Raw genomic sequence first — 16955 nt, 5'->3', positions numbered from 1 at the left:
AGTCAGGATCCCTTCGCCGGCACGATCTGGAGGTACACCATCGTCAGAATCAGATTGGCGAAGAACAACAACAGGAACGTGATGACAACGGCCTGGTTGACCGCCTCACCAACGCCTTTGGGCCCACCCGAGGGGTGTAGTCCCTTGTAGGCCGAGATGACTCCGGCGATGACACCGAAGACCGCAGCCTTGATCTCGCCACTCCAGATATCCGGCAGCTGCGCAAACGCCGAGAACGATGCGATGTACGCGCCGGGGTTACCGCCCTGCAAGATCACGTTGAAGAAGTAGCCACCCGCGATACCGACGACGGATACCAGCCCGTTGAGCAATACGGCAATGAGCACCATCGCCAGCACACGTGGAACAACAAGTCGCTGAATCGGATTGATGCCAAGGACTTCCATGGCGTCGATCTCTTCGCGGATTGTCCGCGAGCCGAGGTCAGCAGTGACCGCCGAACCGGCAGCACCAGCGACAAGCAGAGCAGTCACCAGTGGACTTCCCTGCTGAATCACCGCAAGAACACTGGCCGCGCCGGTGAACGATTCAGCGCCCAATTGCTTGATCAGTGAACCGGTTTGCAGCGAAACAACAGCGCCGAACGGAATCGCGACAAGCGCCGTCGGCAAAATCGTGACGCTGGCGATGAACCAGGCCTGCTCGATGAACTCGCGAAACTGAAACGGCCGCCTGAATGTGTTCTTCACGACCTCGACAAAGAGTTCGACGATGTTGCCGGCCTGAGTCAGTGCCCCGTGTACAGGACTCAGAACCGAGTTGCGGGAACCCGCCATTCGTTATGCCTACCCTTGTCCGTGAGTCGTGTTTCCGTAGGGATCACCCTCATAAGCTGGAATTACCTGTGTGTCTTGCGAGCTTCCGTCCCACTCCCCCTGATACTCGCTCGCGTCCGCGTACGCGTGGTCGAACTGGCCGGCCTCTTCGTTGAGACTGTCCTGGATTGCCGCCTGCGCGTTTACCGGCAGCGTGTGCATGATCTGACGGACCCGCTCCTGACGACGACGAACAGCCTGGCGCTCCGGATTACCGGGCGTCGCCTTCATCTGCGGCACAATGCCCTCGACATCGTCGACACCACCGGCATGGTGACCGGCATCCACGAGCGCCTGCTCGTGCGCCATCTGAGCCTCGTCCTTCTCCTCCGACATACCGATCGGACCGATCATCGTGCCGTTCAGGAACTGCTTGACCACCGGCTCATCCGAGGTGAGCAACACCTCACGCGGACCGAACATCACCAACTGACGACGGAACAGCATCCCGATGTTGTCGGGAACCGTACGAGCGAGATTGATGTTGTGCGAGACAATCAAAATCGTGGCATCGGACTGAGCATTGATGTCGATCAACGTCTGACTGATGTACGTCGTACGCACCGGGTCCAGACCCGAGTCCGGCTCGTCGACCAGGATGATCTCCGGATCGAGAACCAACGCGCGAGCCAGACCGGCACGCTTACGCATACCACCGGAAATCTCACCGGGAAGCTTGTCCTCCGCACCGACCAGACCCGTCAGATCGAGCTTCTCCATCACGATCTTGCGGATATCCGACTCGGACTTCTTCGTATGCTCACGCAACGGAAACGCGATGTTGTCGTACAAATTCATCGAACCGAACAACGCACCGTCCTGAAACAGCACACCGAACAACTTACGAATCTCGTAGAGCTCCTTCGAGGAACACTGCAAAATATCCGTGCCGTCGATCACGATGGAACCCTGCTCGGGACGGAGCAAACCGATCAAAGACTTCAAAAACACCGACTTACCGGTACCCGAAGGCCCCAGCAACGCGCTCACCTCACCAGCCGGAAGCGTCAACGACACGTCCTGCCAAATCCTCTGCGACCCGAAAGACTTAGTCAGCCCGTCTACCGCTACCTCTACTCCCACCACTACCTCCGCGCCGTCCGATGCATCCACCCGATGTGGGTTGGGTCACTCTATCGCATGGAAGTGTTACCCGTGACTGCGAATACTACTAACGAGTAAGTACGAAGCACAAACTAACACGCACCCTGAATCGGACACGCATCCGACCTGCGCCGATCCGGACATTCCGGCCGGACGCGCCCAACAAAAAAGAGGGCCACTTCCCGTAGGAAGTGACCCTCTTTTCGACTACTCGAGGTGAGCAGCAGAGAAAACCGTCTTACTTGACGGAGATCTTTGCGCCGGCGCCTTCGAGCTTTTCCTTTGCAGCTTCAGCTGCTTCCTTCGAAACCTTCTCCAGGATTGCCTTCGGAGCGCTCTCGACGAGATCCTTGGCTTCCTTCAGGCCGAGGCCGGAAACGACCTCACGGACGACCTTGATGACCTGGATCTTCTTGTCGCCAGCCGACTCGAGGACGACGTCGAACTCGTCCTGCTCTTCAGCAGCTTCTGCGCCGGCAGCCGGTGCGCCTGCAGCGGCGACGGCGACGGGAGCAGCAGCGGTGACCTCGAAGGTCTCCTCGAATGCCTTAACGAACTCCGAGAGCTCGAGGAGGGTGAGCTCCTTGAACTGGTCCAACAACTCTTCGGTGCTGAGCTTCGCCATTGTGGCGGTCCTTCCTGTAAGTCCCATGTCGCTGATCCGCGACCGGGCGGGGTTATAGCAGTGATGCGCGGGTGCGGATCAGCTTTCGGCTTCGGCCTCGGCCGGAGCCTCGGTAGCAGCCTCTGCGGCAGCAGCCGGAGCTTCTGCAGCTCCGCCTTCTGCGGCCTTCTTCTCCTGCAGTGCAGCGGCCAAACGGGCCATCTGCGAAGCGGGAGCATTGAACAGGCCTGCGGCCTTTGCCAAGTTGCCCTTCATCGCGCCGGCGAGCTTTGCCAACAGGATTTCGCGGGATTCGAGATCCGCGATCTTGTTGACCTCGTCCACGGACAGCGCAGCGCCGTCCATGTAGCCGCCCTTGATGATGAGCGCCTTGTTTTCCTTTGCGAAGTTCTTCAGTGCCTTCGCAGCGTCGACCGGTTCGCCCTTGATGAATGCAATGGCGGTCGGTCCGACGAACAGGTCATCAAGGCCCTCGATGCCGGCCTCAGCGGCGGCACGCTTAACCAGGGTGTTCTTGGCGACGGAGTAGGTGGCACCTTCTCCGAGAGCGCGTCGCAGTGTCGTGATGTTGCCCACTGAAAGACCACGGTATTCCGTGACCACAGCAGCGGTCGAACCCTTGAACTGCTCGGTGATTTCCGCAACTGCGGAAACCTTCTCAGGCTTTGCCATACTTCGCCTCCTCTCGTGACAGTCGTTATCCCACTTCGGAACCGCCGCGGCTCACCAGGAGAACCTGACAAGCCACAAGTCCTAGACATGCAAAACGCCCCGGCGCAGGGCGCACGGGGCGTACAGAGGAGACAAACGGAAGCGAAAAAACCACCACAGAATGCGTTCCCCCTTACCTCGTCCTCCTGCGTGGGTCGCCGGACACTTCCGGACTTTCAACTGCACTCATCGCTAAGCGCAATAACCAACGGTCTTGGGTAGAACATGATTTTGGGGTGAAGTTCATATCCAGCACTGAACTCCGCGTCGAAGACTACCGCACCGGGCGACACATCACCAAATCGTCCCCGAACACGCTCCCTGAAAACAAAAAGAAGGCCGACAGGGAGTAAATCCCTGCCGGCCTTCTTTCAGTTCAGCGGACTGCTTACGCGTCTGCAGCATCCTCGAGGAGGTTGCGGGTACGGTTCGGATCCACCGGGATGCCCGGACCGGTGGTGGTCGAAACCGTGATCTTCTTCACGTAGCGGCCCTTGGCCGACGAGGGCTTCGCACGCAGGATCTCGTCCAGCGCTGCGCCGTAGTTCTCCACCAGCTTCTCATCGTCGAACGATGCCTTGCCGATGACGAAGTGCAGGTTGGCCTGCTTGTCGACGCGGAAGTTGATCTTTCCGCCCTTGATGTCGTTGACAGCCTTCGTGACATCCGCGGTAACGGTGCCCGTCTTGGGGTTCGGCATCAGGCCACGGGGTCCGAGGACACGGGCGATGCGGCCGACCTTGGCCATCTGATCAGGAGTCGCGATTGCGGCGTCGAAATCGACCCATCCACCCTGGATGCGCTCGATCAGGTCTTCTGCACCGACTACGTCAGCGCCTGCAGCCTCAGCTTCTGCTGCCTTCTCGCCAACGGCGAACACGATGACGCGAGCGGTCTTACCGGTGCCGTGGGGCAGGTTGACCGTTCCGCGGACCATCTGGTCTGCCTTACGGGGGTCGACGCCCAGACGAACTGCAACCTCAACGGTTGCATCCATCTTGGTGGACGACGTCTCCTTGGCGAGCTTTGCAGCCTGAAGCGGGCTGTAGAGCTTGTCTGCGTCGATCTTCTCAGCGGCGGCGAGGTACGCCTTGCTGCGCTTTGCCATTTCTTCTGTCCTTACTTATCACTGCAGAGAGTTACTTGATGCAGTGGTGAATGGTTCAGTTGTGGTCAGGGCCTGGCCGGCCCTCCCACGTGATGCTGTGGAGCTGCTGAATTAGCCCTGGATCGTGATGCCCATGGAACGAGCGGTGCCGGCGATGATCTTCGCAGCCTGCTCGATGTCATTGGCATTGAGGTCTTCAGCCTTGGTCTTCGCGATTTCGCGCACCTGATCCATGGTCACCGAGGCAACCTTGGTCTTGTGCGGTTCGCCGGAGCCCTTGGCTACGCCGGCTGCCTTGAGGAGCAGTCGGGCAGCGGGAGGGGTCTTCAGCTTGAAATCGAAGGTCCGGTCTTCGTAGACCGAGATCTCGACCGGCACAACGTTGCCGCGCTGGGACTCAGTCGCCGCGTTGTAGGCCTTGCAGAACTCCATGATGTTCACGCCATGCTGACCGAGCGCGGGACCCACGGGAGGTGCAGGGTTAGCCTGACCTGCCTGGATCTGCAGCTTGATGAGCCCGGCGAGCTTCTTCTTCTTTGGGGGCATCTCTAGTTCCTAGTTTCTAGCTTGGGTGTGTGTCTTGCGTCTAACAGTGCAAGTGTGGGGGTTAGATCTTCGCGACCTGGTTGAAGTTCAACTCAACCGGAGTTTCACGACCGAAGATCGATACGAGGACCTTGAGCTTCTGCTGCTCTCCGTTGACCTCGCTGATGCTGGCAGGCAATGTCGCGAACGGGCCGTCCATGACCGTGACGGATTCGCCGATTTCGAAGTCCACCTCGATGACGGGCTTGCCGAAGGACTCGACCGGTGCCTCGCCTGCTGCGACGGCAGCTGCTGCAGCCTGCTGCTTCTTCTGCTCTTGCTGAGGAAGCAGGAACTTGACGACGTCGTTGAGTGACAGCGGCGACGGACGCGAAGTGGCTCCGACAAATCCGGTGACGCCAGGCGTGTTGCGCACTGCGCCCCACGATTCGTCGTTGAGTTCCATGCGGACCAGGATGTAGCCGGGGAGAACCTTGCGGTTGACCTGCTTGCGCTGGCCGTTCTTGATCTCGGTGACCTCTTCGGTGGGAACTTCCACCTGGAAGATGTAGTCGCCGACGTCGAGGTTCTGAACGCGGGTCTCGAGGTTGGTCTTGACCTTGTTCTCGTAACCGGCGTACGAGTGGATGACGTACCAGTCACCTGGTGCGCGGCGCAGAGCAGCCTTCAGTTCCGCAACCGGATCCTCTACTTCGATGTCGGCTGCCGGAGCAGCGTCGTCGGAGTTCTCGGCGTCCTCGGAGATGACGTCCTCGGTTGCCTCGGTCTGCGCGGCTTCGGTGCCGTCTGCAGCGTCTTCGGCAGCGTCGGTATCGGTGCCTTCGCCAGCCTCGACGTCTACTTCGGCTGCCGCCTCGGCAGAAACACGCTCTTCGGCCAAAGCCTCATTCGTGTCGTTCTCGGGGGTGCTCACTGGGGCACTCGCTTCCTCTCGTTACTCGGACCCGTGCGGGTCTTTCTCGCGCTCGCAGGCAAAGACGCCCGACGATTCGACAATCAGCCGAACAGCCAGGTAACGCCCTTGATCACAGCGATATCGACGCCGCTGATGAAAGCGACCATGAAGACCACGAATGCCAGCACGACGCTGGTATAGGTGACCATCTGCTTACGGTTCGGCCAGATGACCTTGCGGAGTTCTGCGATGACCTCGCGGAAGAACTTGCGAAGGCGCTTGAAGAGGTTGTCCTTCTTCGCCTTGGGGTTCTTACCGGGGTTCTTTGCAGTCGCCTTCGGCGACGCCGTCCGAGCCGGAGTCTTCACGGTGGACGCTGCAACCGAGGCGCCGCGTGCAGCGCGCTTGCCGGTCGGCTTGTTGGAAACCCCACTCGATGCGGAAGGCGCCTCTGCGGCAGCTTCCTTGTCCAGCGAAAGATCGGAACGCGTGGCCGCGTCAGCTGCAGTGTCGTCGACAGCCTTCGAAGCGGAAGACGGTGAAGTCTCCGCGTCCGAAGCGTCGGCGTCGCGCTTGTCGCGATCCTCGCTCACGTCGTTCCTCTCAGTCGCTGGCATCCGGGGGCAGGGGCGACAGGACTTGAACCTGCAACCTGCGGTTTTGGAGACCGCTGCTCTGCCAGTTGAGCTACGCCCCTTTGGTTGACGTCCGCAGCCCGGCACTTTCATGCCCTGCTGGTTCAGTTAACCGCTCTGCGATCACACAACATACGCGCTACCCGACGTGAACATCTTGCGACGTTCAGGGCAGCGCGCAGCGCTGAGGAATCCCAGAAATCTCAGTGTACTTCAAAGCCCCGGAACAAACACAATCTACCCGGCTATCAGGCCAGACGGACTGTGGCCGTGGCGCGGCCGAAGATTTTCCTACCTTCGGATTTTGCCACAATTGCCAGTACTGCAGTCTTGCTGTCTTCGTCGATCGACTTCACCTTGGCGGTGAACTCGATCTCCGCAGCCTTGTCGGCTGCCACGATCACCGGACTAGTAAACCGTACATTGTATTCGGTTACCGCACCCGGGTCCCCTAGCCATTCGGTGACGTATCCGGCACCCATGCCCATGGAGAGCATGCCGTGCGCCACCACATCGGGCAGGCCGGCAAGTCGAGCTACCTCGTCACTGAAGTGAATCGGGTTGGGATCTCCCGATACGCCCGTGTAGTTGACGAGGTTTCCACGCGTGAGAGTGACGGTCTTCTCAGGAAGAAGATCGCCGACATTCACGTCGGAAAATTTACGGAGCGACATGCATCATCACATCCTTGACTGCGTGGGCGATGTTCTCGTCCACCTCACCACCGGTGCGGGCAACCAAGGTTGTCCACATCGTGACGGTCTCTCGGCCGTGCTGATTGATGATGATGTTCTTGGTCACGATGATGTCGCTACCTGCAGCCTGCCTGAACGAATCCAGATAGACGTCGCAGAACAGTCGATCCCCCACCTGAATCGGTTCGTGAAGCACGATCCGTTGATCCGTATGGAGAATCTGACTCAAGTCGTAGCCGGTGACAACTTCTTCGAAGAGTCGACGTTGGGCAATGCCGCCGACGATCGCAACAAACGTCACCGGTGCAATCAGGCCGTCGTATCCGAGGCCCTTTGCAGCGGTTTCGTCGTAATGCGCAGGATGCGAATCCTGGACGGAGCGAGCGAACTCGCGCACCTTCTCGCGCCCGACCTCATAGAAGTCTTCGACACGATAATGGTGACCGACCATCTGGACGGCATGAGCGGCCGGGTCCGTTGGGACCTCGGCCGCTGCCTTGTTCTCTTGCAAATCAGTCACGCGGAGAAACTCTCTTCTAGCTAGGACCCGAAGACGCAGGCCCCAAGAGGGTCTTCCGCGAAAATCGTCGCCCCGTTAAGGACTTGCTACTTCGACTCGCGATGCGACTGGTGGGTTCCGCAGTTGGGGCAGAACTTCTTGAGCTCCAGGCGATCGGGGTCGTTGCGCCGATTCTTCTTGGTGATGTAGTTACGGTGCTTGCATACCTCGCAGGCCAAGGTGATCTTGGGCCGAACGTCGGTCGAGGAGGCCACGGGATGCCTTCTTTCGGGTGTATCTGATTACGAACAATCAGGGTGGATCATGCATATTGTGTAGCGGTGACCGGACTTGAACCGGCGACGCAACGATTATGAGTCGTTTGCTCTACCAACTGAGCTACACCGCCTCGGTGTCGAGTGTCGCGCAAAAAGCGCGGCACCACAATCCAGCGAGCCCCCTAACGGAATCGAACCGTTGACCTTTTCCTTACCATGGAAACGCTCTACCGACTGAGCTAAGGGGGCGTGGCTTCCGGAGTGCGTTGCCGCTCTCTTGAAGCCTCCGAAAGATTACACACGAACGCGCTCCAGCACCAAATCGCCAGGTCATCGGGGCAAAATCAGTGCCGCAGCCCATTGTTGCACCGATCCGAGCCCATGGCGAGGCCTTTGATGCAACGGATATCGGCCCAATTGCGGCCGCTCGTGCCTGAGAACGGCCCCTCGTGCCTGAGAACGGCCCCTCGTGGAGGACGACGACCCTGAGCGCGGCGATACAGCGCCGCGGCCGACTGCCCACCGCTTCTCTGTATCTACAACTACTGCTCCACAACTACTGCTCCACAACTACTGCGCCTTCGATCTGCTGGACGCGATCGGACCCGAGCAGTCGGAGCCTGAGCCGGACACAAAAAAGTCAGCCCCGATCCTGGTTCAGGATCGGGGCTGACTTGGTGTGGCAGATGTAGGATTCGAACCTACGTAGGCATACGCCGACGGATTTACAGTCCGCTCCCATTGGCCGCTCGGGCAATCTGCCGTGCTGCACCAGGCCTTGATCCGATGCACTCGCAAGTATATCGCGGCGCGCAGCGGCCAAGAACGGCTTCCTTGGTGCGGAAAGAAGAATACAACGAACCCACCCCCATTTTGCAAACCGGGTGGTGAGCGGCGGTCCCGACCCGATAACGTCGAGATGTCCACCGGCACGGAAGGTGGGCAGACCTCGATGTTGTGACTACCGGAAAGCGGGAGTGTAGAAGTGGCTGATTCGTCCTTCGACGTGGTGAGCAAAGTAGACCGTCAAGAGGTGGACAACGCCCTGCATCAAGCTGCCAAGGAGCTGACCACACGCTTCGACTTCCGGAACACCGGTGCGTCGATCGAGTGGTCGGGTGAAGAAACGATCACGTTGAACGCCGATACCGAGGAGCGCCTGCTGGCGGCCCTCGAGGTGTTCAAGGAAAAGTTGATTCGCCGGGACATCTCCCTGAAGGCATTCGATGCGGGAGAGCCGGCACAGTCCGGAAAGATCTACAAATTGTCCGGAACGTTGGTCCAGGGCATCACCAGTGAGAACGCAAAGAAGATCACCAAGAAGATCCGCGACGAGGGCCCCAAGGGCGTCAAAGCGCAGATCCAGGGTGAGGAGCTGCGGGTCAGCAGCAAGAAGCGTGACGACCTTCAGGGTGTCATCTCCCTACTCAAGGGTGAGGACTTCGGGATCGCCCTGCAGTTCGTGAACTACCGGTAGTAGGGCTGCGCCCCTGTGCGTAGTAGGGGCTGCGCCCCGGTGCGCCTTTTTTGGTAGTTCCGACGACCAGAAGGGCGCGCCGGGGCCGAAGGCCCCTACATCCCCGCCATCTTCTCCAACCGCTCGATCCGCTCTGCCATCGGCGGATGCGTCGAAAAGAGCTTGCTCATCTTCTCCCCCGCGCGGAACGGGTTTGCGATCATCAGGTGCGACTGCGCCGCCAAACGAGGCTCAGGGGGCAATGGAGCCGCCGCTACACCTGCCTCCAGCTTTCGTAGCGCCGACGCCAGCGCCAGCGGGTCACCGGTGAGCTCGGCTCCCGATTGATCGGCCTGATACTCCCGTGAGCGCGAGACGGCCAGTTTGACCACGGTGGCGGCGATCGGCCCCAGAAGCGAGACCAGCAGCAAAGCAATCGGGTTACTTCCCTGACCGTTGCCTCGTCCGCCGAAAATGCTGGCGTACATCGCAAAGTTCGCCAGGCCGGAAATGACGGCAGCCATGGCCCCGGCGACCGACGAGATCAGGATGTCCCGGTTGTAGACGTGCGAGAGTTCGTGCCCGAGTACTGCTCGCAGTTCACGTTCGTTCAACAAACCCATGATTCCGCTGGTCACACATACCGCAGCGTGGCGCGGATTCCGACCGGTCGCGAAGGCGTTCGGTGCGTTGGTCGGGCTGATGTAGAGCCTGGGCATCGGCTGATGCGCTGTAGTCGCCAGTTCACGCACGATGCGATAGATAACCGGCGCCTCGACCTCGGTGATGGGCTGGGCATGCATCGAACGCAATGCCAGCTTGTCGCTGTTGAAGTAGACGTAGGCGTTCATTCCGACGGCAAAAAGTACGGAAAACCACAAGACGGTCGGGTTGCCGAACAACGATCCGATGAACACGATCAGGGCAGACATGCCCAGCAGCAGCCCGAAAGTCTTGGCTCCGTTTGCGTAGCCGTGCACAGCGCTCACCCCTTACCCGTGACGAGCTCGACTGCTCGCGTGTAACTTCGCGGCTTTTCCAGCCGACCCGTTAGCACAACGAAGAGCAGGGGTATTCGGGTTCCCCGCAGGAAGGCGGAGGGCAAATGCGGTTAAACGTCAGCCAACCCGTCGAACCGTGTAGTCGATCAAGCGAACGAGGGCGTCGTTTGCCGGGCCTTGCGGCAACTCTGCGAGCTGAGCCAGCGCTGCGTCGACATATTCACCCAGCTTTGCTTTGGCCTTGACCATTCCCGGCGAGCGTTCGAGCAAGGCGAGCGCTTCCTCGACGTCAGCATCCTCGGTGACCGGGCCGGCAAGCAGCTCGCGAAGGCGATCCGCGTCGGCGCCCTCTTCCTCGAAGGCGTACAGCACAGGAAGCGTGTGGACCCCTTCACGCAGGTCGGTGCCAGGGGTTTTACCCGACTGTTCCGAAACAGAGGAGATGTCGATGATGTCGTCGACGATTTGGAATGCGGTGCCGACGGCGTCGCCGAGACGCTCGAGTCGCTCGATGTGGGTGGCGTCGGATCCGGAGAAAGTTCCACCGAATCGACCGGAAGCGGCGATCAGCGAACCAGTTTTCTCCCACACGACCTTGAGGTAGTGCTCGATCGGATCCTGTTCCTGCCTTGCACCGATCGTCTCGCGCATCTGTCCGGTGACCAACTCGGCAAACGTTTCCGCGATGATGCGAACGGCTTCGGGCCCGAGCGTCGACACCAGTCGTGACGCGTGAGCGAACAGGTAGTCACCGGCGAGGATGGCAATACTGTTGCCCCACCGAGCATTTGCACTGGGTGCGCCGCGGCGCATCTCCGCCTCGTCCATGACGTCGTCGTGATAGAGCGTCGCGAGGTGCACGAGTTCGGTGACCGTGGCAGCGGTGACGATGGACGGATCGGTCGGATTGGGTCCGAGCTGGGCCGTCAAGATCGTGAACAGCGGCCGGAACCGCTTGCCACCTGCCCGAGCGAGGTGCAGGGCGGCTTCGGTGAGGAAGTCCTCCCCGTCGGACAGCTCGCTGACCAACAACTCTTCGACATCGGCGAGTCCACTACGGACAACATCAGCAAGCTTCTCGTCGCCCAGGTCTATGCCCGCTACGACGGTGCTCACTGCCGTTGCGTCGGCAGCAGTTTTTTCGGTGCTCACGATGTCAGTACCCATTCCTGTCGTCAGTGACGGCTCGGTTCCCACGGTAGTGAACCTAGCGGTTCGCACTTGGCACGGCCTCGCCACGGTCTCGATCACGAGCCTGGGAAGATGTGAGTGTGTCCGCCGAAGAGCAGTCCCCCGCCGTGAATTCCCAGCCGAACGAAACTGACATTGTGGTCATCGGTGCAGGTCCTGCGGGTTCTTCGGCCGCTGCATGGGCCGCGCGCAGTGGCCGCGACGTCGTTCTGATCGATGCGGCCGTGTTCCCCCGAGACAAAACATGTGGTGATGGACTCACTCCGCGGGCCGTCGCCGAGCTTGATCTACTGGGCCTCGGAGAGTGGGTTAGATCACACACGACGAACAAGGGACTCCGCCTCTCGGGCTTCGGCCAAGAGCTGGAAATGGAGTGGCCGTCTACAGCCTTCCCGTCCATCGGCAGCGCTGTCCCCCGCACGGAGCTGGACGATCGGATCCGGCGATGCGCGATCGAGTCGGGCGCGGTGATGCGCGAAGGCACCAAAGCCGTCGACGTCGAACGTGACGGTGATCGGGTCAGTGCAGTTGTCCTGTCCGGCCCCTCCGGAACCAGCACTCTGCGGTGCAAGACTCTGATAGTCGCCGACGGCGTTCGTTCGACGCTCGGCAAGAAGCTGGGACGGCAGTGGCATCGGGACACTGCGTACGGAGTGGCCGCGCGTGCTTATGTCGGCACTCCCCGCAGCGCCGATCCCTGGATCACCTCGCACCTGGAACTGCGTGACGGCGACGGCACCTTGCAGGCGGGATACGGCTGGATTTTCCCGCTGGGCACGGGCGAGGTGAACATCGGCGTCGGCACCCTGGCGACAGCCAAGCGGCCGGCCCCCGGAGCATTGCGCCCGCTCCTGGATCTGTACACCGATCAGCGCCGAGGCGAATGGCAGTGGAACAGTGAAATCCATTCCGTTGCTTCAGCTTTGCTACCGATGGGCGGCGCAGTATCCAATATCGCGGGCCGCAACTGGGCGATCATCGGCGACGCAGCGGCGTGTGTGAACCCACTCAACGGCGAGGGCATCGACTACGGCCTCGAGGGAGGACGGCTGATCGTCGAACACCTCGGCGACGGCGATCTGACCGAGCTGTGGCCGAGCGTCCTACGGGAGCATTACGGGCAGGCGTTCTCCGTTGCGCGGCGTCTGGCGGGGCTGCTCACGGTTCCGCGGTTCCTACCCGCGTCGGGCCCGATCGCGATGCGATCGAAGGCAATGATGACCGTCGCGGTCAGGGTGATGGGCAACCTCGTCACCGACGCCGACGCCGATTTGACGGCGCGGGCCTGGCGAGCGTCGGGAGCCGCATCCCGAAGGATCGACTCCCGTCCGCTGTTCGGCTGATTACCTGCTCAGCGCGTTGCGTGATGTAGCGCCACGACACCGCCGGTGAGGTTGCGCCACTTGACGTTCTTCCACCCGGCCGCCTGGATTTTGCGTGCCAGTTCTTCCTGCGTCGGCCAGGCGCGAATGGATTCGGCGAGGTAGACGTACGCGTCGGGGTTGCTGCTGACGGCGCGCGCCACCTGTGGGAGTGCCTTCATGAGGTACTCCATGTAGACGGTGCGGAAGGGCCCGAAGACGGGCGTCGAGAACTCGCTGACGACAAGGCGTCCACCTGGCTTGGTGACGCGGGCGATCTCGCGCAAGCCGGCCTCGAAGTCGGAGACGTTGCGCAGGCCGAAGGAGATGGTCGCGGCGTCGAATACGTCGTCGGCGTAGGGCAGGAACATGGCGTCGCCTGCCACCATCGGGACTTTGCGGGAGCGACCTGCCTGCAGCATGCCCTTGGAGAAGTCGGTGGCGACGCACCACGCGCCGGAGCGTCCCAGTTCGACCGTCGAGACTCCGGTGCCTGCGGCGAGGTCGAGAACCTTCTCGCCCGGCTTGAGGTCGAGGGCCTCACGGGTTGCCTTGCGCCAGCCTTTGTCCTGGCCGAAGGACAGCACGGTGTTGGTCAGGTCGTATCGCTCGGCGACGTCGTCGAACATCGACGCGACCTCGCGCGGTTGTTTGTCGAGAGTTGCCCGGGTTCCGTGTGTAGTCGCCACACGTCAAACGCTACCAACACTCGCGAAGTGGGCGGGTTCAGGCTGCTTGCGCACCGGTTCGCCGGCCTAGACCTTGCACATCCTCGTAGTGGCTGAGCAACTCGTCGCAGATAGCCGGCCACGTCCGATGCAGCACAGAGCGCCGCGCGGCCGAACCGAACTGCACTCGCAGATCACGCTGACGGAGGGCGTCGATCGCGCTGGGTAGAAGTTCACCGAATCTGTCCACCGGCAGGAGGTAGCCGTTGCGGCAATGCGAGACGAGATCACGAGGGCCGCCCGCGTCCGGCCCTACGACGGGTACACCGCTCGCCAGCGCTTCCTGGACGGCTTGGCAGAACGTCTCGTGCTCTCCCGGGTGCACGAACACGTCCAAACTGGCATAGGCGTCGGCAAGATCGGTTCCGCCGAGCGCGCCGGTGAAGATCGCGTCGGGCAACAGCGTGCGCAAGCGCTCTCGGTCCGGGCCGTCGCCGACGATCACGAGTTGCAGGCTGCGATCTTCGGCCAACGCGGACAATCGTTCGACGTGCTTCTCCGGTGCCAGCCGTCCCACAAAGCCGACAACCAGACGATCGGTGTCCCCGATCCAGGTGCGGCGCAAATCGGAGCTACGACGCGACGGCGCGAATCTCGCAGCGTCGACGCCCCTCGCCCATTTGTGTACGCGCGGAATTCCGTGCTCGTCGAGCGCGTCGACGGCAGAGGTGGACGGCGCGAGGGTTCTGGTGCAGCTCTTGTGAATTCGTCGGGTCCACGCCCACGCTGCCCTGCTGGTGAGGCCGAGTCCGTAGCTTTCGGCAAAACCCGCGACATCGGTTTGATAGACGGCGACGGTAGGAACGTGCAGCCGTTTGGCGATGCCTACTCCCCCGGCGCCGAGGAGGAAGGGCGACGCGAGGTGCATGACGTCGGGGGCAAAGGCGCGGACGGCAGCGGTCAATCGCGGTTGTGGCAAGCCCACCGGTAGTGAGCTGACTTTCGGAACCATGACGGCAGGCACTCGGAGTACCGTGACGCCTTCGTGCTGCGTGGGGGCGTGCCCACCTCCCACGGCGTCGGGCGCGATGACCAACGCGTCATGGCCGGTTCGATCGAGATGTTCGAGCACGCGTAGTACCGAGTTGGTGACGCCGTTCATGTTGGGCAGGAATGACTCCGCAACGATGGCTACTCTCACACCGATCACGGTGACAGTGCGAAGAAAAGTCCATGCCGTGTTCGTGTGAAGCGCAGGCTAATTCGAGGTGACGGGCTCCGGTGTGCGCACCAGGGCCTCACGTTTGCGCAAGTACCAGACGGCGGGTCCGGCGAGGAGCCACGTCACGACGATGACCGATCCGGCGGGGATCAGCGCAACACTCGCACTGCGGCCGGCCACCCGGACCAGGTCGGGATCGGTCTTGTAGTACTCGACCTCGATGCGTTGTCCCACAGTCAGATTGGTGGGATAGAGCACGCCGAGCTCAGGGTTGTGGTTCGCACCGTCCGGCGTCACGAAGCTGATCGCGGACCGCAGCGAACCGGCGGAGAGCACCTCGGCGGTTGCGGTCCCCAGATTCGATTCGATGGTCCGGTCGTTCCGCCAGGCACCGAGTACGAGAATGACCGCGAGAACCGAAATGCCGATCGCAACGACGAGGATTCCGATGCGGAAACGGCGCAGAACCACGTCGCTCACAGTTGCGCTCGCACTGATGCGTGCAGTTCCCGCAAACCGCTGCGGTCGGTGGGAACTTCCAGAACCCGGATGCCTGCAGCGGGTTGTGCCAGCGCTTCCGTGAGCTTGTCGACGCTCACTGCGGTGTGGGGAACGCGGTAGGCGGCGCACAGTGCCGCCAGGTCCATCCCGTGTGGCGTGCCGAAGACTCGCTCGAACACTCCGGCGTACTGCGGATCGCCTTGCTCGAGCAGTTCGAATATTCCGCCGCCGTCGTCGTTGGCGACGATGATCGTGAGGTCGTGGGGCCGTGGTTCCCCGGTCCCGATCAGGAGGCCGGAGGCGTCGTGCAGGAACGTGAGGTCGCCCATCAGGGCGATTGTTCGTCCCTCGTCGTAGGCCAGCGCAGCGCCGACGGCAGCCGAGACCGTGCCGTCGATGCCGGCGACGCCGCGGTTGGACAGCACTCGCACCGACGGCTTCGGGTAGCTCACCAGCGCCGCGTCGCGCACCGGGTTGGACGCTCCGAGCAGCAGCTGGTCGCCGTCGCCCAGAGAACCCATCACCGCTGCGGCCACGTGCAGGCCGGTGGCCTTGGGGTGGGCAGCCAGCTGCTTGGCGACGGCCGCGTCGGCGTGCTCGGTCAGCGACATGCATCGCGCGATCCAGGCCGGGTCCGGTGTTCCGCTCACGACGGCCCGGGTTCCGGTGGCAAGGACGTTGCCTGACACGTCGGGCCAGCGCGGCCCGGTAGTCAACGCGTAGACATCGACGCTCGGGTCGGCCAGCACCTTGGACACCTGACGATGCAGCGTGGGGCGGCCGGTGATGACTACCTGCCGGGGTTTGAGTTGCGCCAAAGCCAGGGGATGCAGCGCAATTCCGTGCAGCGGCGCGGTGGGTTCGGCGACGGTCGGCAGTCCGGCGAGTTCCGGTCGCAGCGCGCTGCCGTGGCCGGAGACGACAACGGTGTCTGCGGTCAGATCCAGGTCGAGGGGGACGTCGAGCGTTGCGTTCTGCGTGGTGGTCCACGCTGCGCCGCCTGGCCGACCTTCCGGAACCGGTCCCTGCATGTGCACGTCGGGAACCAGCGGTTCGCGCAACGGTATGTCGAAATGCACTGGCCCGGCGTTGCCGGACCGGGTTCCACGGGCAGCGGCGAGCACCCGGCACACTGCGGAACGCCACTGGCTGTTCTGCGTCGTATCGTCTTCGGCCAGCCCGAGACTGATGGTGGCGCGCACCTGGCTGCCGAACAATCCGAGTTGCTCGATGGTCTGGTTGGCGCCGGTTCCGAGCATTTCGTACGGCCGGTTGGCGCTCAGGACTACGAGCGGCACTCGCGCGTAGTTCGCTTCGAGCACTGCGGGTCCGAGGTTCGCGACGGCGGTTCCGGACGTCATCACGATGGGCACTGGTCGCTTGCCGGCGATTGCCAGTCCGAGCGCGAGGAAGCCGGCTGTCCGCTCGTCGATCCGCATGTGCAGACGCAGGCGTCCCTCGATGTCTGCGGCCTGAAGGGCAAATGCGAGCGGCGCGTTGCGTGAGCCTGGGCAGAGCACGACTTCGCGCACGCCACCACGAACCAGTTCGTCGACGACGGCTGTGGCTTGTGCTGTGGACGGATTCACGCCTTCAAGAGTGTCAGATGTTCGGGCCGGACCG

Annotated in this window: 19 protein-coding genes and 4 tRNA genes; 2 read left to right on the top strand and 21 right to left on the bottom strand. The window is 61.9% G+C overall.

Annotated features, from left to right (window positions below; all coding sequences use genetic code 11):
- Window positions 1-2 precede the first annotated feature (2 nt).
- The 15 genes from V2B23_RS21750 to V2B23_RS21680 all read right to left on the bottom strand — a co-directional run bounded on the left by V2B23_RS21750 (window position 3) and on the right by V2B23_RS21680 (window position 8695).
- On the bottom strand, window positions 3-797 hold the full coding sequence (locus V2B23_RS21750) for an MlaE family ABC transporter permease (protein ID WP_430952229.1): 795 nt from the start codon (window positions 795-797) through the stop codon (window positions 3-5).
- Window positions 798-806: 9 nt separating this feature from the next.
- Window positions 807-1922, bottom strand: coding sequence for an ABC transporter ATP-binding protein (locus V2B23_RS21745; protein ID WP_430952335.1), 1116 nt, complete (start codon window positions 1920-1922; stop codon window positions 807-809).
- Window positions 1923-2178: 256 nt separating this feature from the next.
- A complete protein-coding gene (gene rplL, locus V2B23_RS21740; RefSeq protein ID WP_033236464.1) occupies window positions 2179-2565 on the bottom strand; it encodes a 50S ribosomal protein L7/L12 in 387 nt (128 codons plus the stop codon).
- A gap of 78 nt (window positions 2566-2643) precedes the next feature.
- Entirely contained in the window at window positions 2644-3237 is a 594-nt protein-coding gene (gene rplJ, locus V2B23_RS21735) for a 50S ribosomal protein L10 (RefSeq protein WP_138869647.1), read from the bottom strand.
- Window positions 3238-3664: 427 nt separating this feature from the next.
- Window positions 3665-4384, bottom strand: a complete 720-nt coding sequence (rplA, locus tag V2B23_RS21730) for a 50S ribosomal protein L1 (protein WP_003941982.1) — start codon at window positions 4382-4384, stop codon at window positions 3665-3667.
- Between the two features lie 111 nt (window positions 4385-4495).
- A complete protein-coding gene (rplK, locus tag V2B23_RS21725) occupies window positions 4496-4930 on the bottom strand; it encodes a 50S ribosomal protein L11 (RefSeq protein WP_430952228.1) in 435 nt (144 codons plus the stop codon).
- A gap of 61 nt (window positions 4931-4991) precedes the next feature.
- Window positions 4992-5843 (bottom strand): transcription termination/antitermination protein NusG, encoded by an 852-nt coding sequence (gene nusG / locus V2B23_RS21720; protein WP_430952227.1) that lies wholly within the window; start codon window positions 5841-5843, stop codon window positions 4992-4994.
- 83 nt (window positions 5844-5926) lie between these two features.
- Window positions 5927-6418: a preprotein translocase subunit SecE gene (secE, locus tag V2B23_RS21715; RefSeq protein ID WP_430952226.1), complete on the bottom strand. Its 492-nt coding sequence runs from the start codon at window positions 6416-6418 to the stop codon at window positions 5927-5929.
- A 31-nt stretch (window positions 6419-6449) separates the two neighbouring features.
- Window positions 6450-6522 (bottom strand) — tRNA-Trp (locus V2B23_RS21710).
- A gap of 186 nt (window positions 6523-6708) precedes the next feature.
- Window positions 6709-7134, bottom strand: a complete 426-nt coding sequence (gene hadB, locus V2B23_RS21705) for a (3R)-hydroxyacyl-ACP dehydratase subunit HadB (protein WP_092801960.1) — start codon at window positions 7132-7134, stop codon at window positions 6709-6711.
- Window positions 7121-7606: a (3R)-hydroxyacyl-ACP dehydratase subunit HadA gene (hadA, locus tag V2B23_RS21700; RefSeq protein ID WP_172936632.1), complete on the bottom strand. Its 486-nt coding sequence runs from the start codon at window positions 7604-7606 to the stop codon at window positions 7121-7123. Before hadA ends, hadB begins: the two co-directional genes overlap by 14 nt.
- Before the next feature lie 155 nt (window positions 7607-7761).
- Window positions 7762-7929 (bottom strand): 50S ribosomal protein L33, encoded by a 168-nt coding sequence (gene rpmG, locus V2B23_RS21695; RefSeq protein ID WP_003941903.1) that lies wholly within the window; start codon window positions 7927-7929, stop codon window positions 7762-7764.
- Between the two features lie 61 nt (window positions 7930-7990).
- Window positions 7991-8063: transfer RNA gene (locus V2B23_RS21690), tRNA-Met, on the bottom strand.
- Window positions 8064-8108: 45 nt separating this feature from the next.
- Window positions 8109-8181, bottom strand: a tRNA-Thr gene (locus V2B23_RS21685).
- Between the two features lie 431 nt (window positions 8182-8612).
- A tRNA-Tyr gene (locus V2B23_RS21680) sits at window positions 8613-8695 on the bottom strand.
- A 222-nt stretch (window positions 8696-8917) separates the two neighbouring features.
- Between V2B23_RS21680 and V2B23_RS21675 the strand changes: the two genes are divergently transcribed.
- Window positions 8918-9409, top strand: a complete 492-nt coding sequence (locus V2B23_RS21675) for a YajQ family cyclic di-GMP-binding protein (protein ID WP_430952225.1) — start codon at window positions 8918-8920, stop codon at window positions 9407-9409.
- A 95-nt stretch (window positions 9410-9504) separates the two neighbouring features.
- Here the strand turns inward: V2B23_RS21675 and htpX are convergent, their stop codons facing one another.
- A complete protein-coding gene (gene htpX, locus V2B23_RS21670) occupies window positions 9505-10368 on the bottom strand; it encodes a zinc metalloprotease HtpX (protein WP_430952334.1) in 864 nt (287 codons plus the stop codon).
- A 138-nt stretch (window positions 10369-10506) separates the two neighbouring features.
- Window positions 10507-11556, bottom strand: a complete 1050-nt coding sequence (locus V2B23_RS21665; RefSeq protein WP_430952333.1) for a polyprenyl synthetase family protein — start codon at window positions 11554-11556, stop codon at window positions 10507-10509.
- Window positions 11557-11660: 104 nt separating this feature from the next.
- On the opposite strand from V2B23_RS21665, the gene V2B23_RS21660 reads away from it, so the two are divergent.
- Complete coding sequence (locus V2B23_RS21660) at window positions 11661-12923, top strand: geranylgeranyl reductase family protein (RefSeq protein ID WP_430952332.1); 1263 nt, start codon at window positions 11661-11663, stop codon at window positions 12921-12923.
- Window positions 12924-12931: 8 nt separating this feature from the next.
- On the opposite strand, the gene V2B23_RS21655 is transcribed toward V2B23_RS21660, so the two are convergent.
- The 4 genes from V2B23_RS21655 to menD are packed head-to-tail and all read right to left on the bottom strand — an operon-like array spanning window position 12932 to window position 16921.
- On the bottom strand, window positions 12932-13630 hold the full coding sequence (locus tag V2B23_RS21655) for a demethylmenaquinone methyltransferase (protein ID WP_430952224.1): 699 nt from the start codon (window positions 13628-13630) through the stop codon (window positions 12932-12934).
- Between the two features lie 37 nt (window positions 13631-13667).
- A complete protein-coding gene (locus V2B23_RS21650) occupies window positions 13668-14810 on the bottom strand; it encodes a glycosyltransferase family 4 protein (RefSeq protein ID WP_430952223.1) in 1143 nt (380 codons plus the stop codon).
- A gap of 57 nt (window positions 14811-14867) precedes the next feature.
- A complete protein-coding gene (locus tag V2B23_RS21645; protein WP_430952222.1) occupies window positions 14868-15311 on the bottom strand; it encodes a DUF3592 domain-containing protein in 444 nt (147 codons plus the stop codon).
- Window positions 15308-16921, bottom strand: a complete 1614-nt coding sequence (gene menD / locus V2B23_RS21640) for a 2-succinyl-5-enolpyruvyl-6-hydroxy-3-cyclohexene-1-carboxylic-acid synthase (protein ID WP_430952221.1) — start codon at window positions 16919-16921, stop codon at window positions 15308-15310. Before menD ends, V2B23_RS21645 begins: the two co-directional genes overlap by 4 nt.
- Between the last annotated feature and the right edge of the window lie 34 nt (window positions 16922-16955).

Source organism: Rhodococcus sp. 24CO (assembly GCF_050586165.1).
Taxonomy (GTDB): domain Bacteria; phylum Actinomycetota; class Actinomycetes; order Mycobacteriales; family Mycobacteriaceae; genus Rhodococcus_F.
Note: the sequence above shows the minus strand (reverse complement) of the source record. Positions and strands in the feature narration are given on the sequence as shown.

Bases quoted from the DNA above. Each gene is read 5' to 3' on its own strand.
- rplK (WP_430952228.1), bottom strand. From the start codon at position 4,930: ATGCCCCCAAAGAAGAAGAAGCTCGCCGGGCTCATCAAGCTGCAGATC.
- rplJ (WP_138869647.1), bottom strand. From the start codon at position 3,237: ATGGCAAAGCCTGAGAAGGTTTCCGCAGTTGCGGAAATCACCGAGCAG.
- V2B23_RS21665 (WP_430952333.1), bottom strand. From the start codon at position 11,556: ATGGGTACTGACATCGTGAGCACCGAAAAAACTGCTGCCGACGCAACG.
- V2B23_RS21750 (WP_430952229.1), bottom strand. From the start codon at position 797: ATGGCGGGTTCCCGCAACTCGGTTCTGAGTCCTGTACACGGGGCACTG.
- hadB (WP_092801960.1), bottom strand. From the start codon at position 7,134: ATGTCGCTCCGTAAATTTTCCGACGTGAATGTCGGCGATCTTCTTCCT.
- hadA (WP_172936632.1), bottom strand. From the start codon at position 7,606: ATGGTCGGTCACCATTATCGTGTCGAAGACTTCTATGAGGTCGGGCGC.
- rplL (WP_033236464.1), bottom strand. From the start codon at position 2,565: ATGGCGAAGCTCAGCACCGAAGAGTTGTTGGACCAGTTCAAGGAGCTC.
- rplA (WP_003941982.1), bottom strand. From the start codon at position 4,384: ATGGCAAAGCGCAGCAAGGCGTACCTCGCCGCCGCTGAGAAGATCGAC.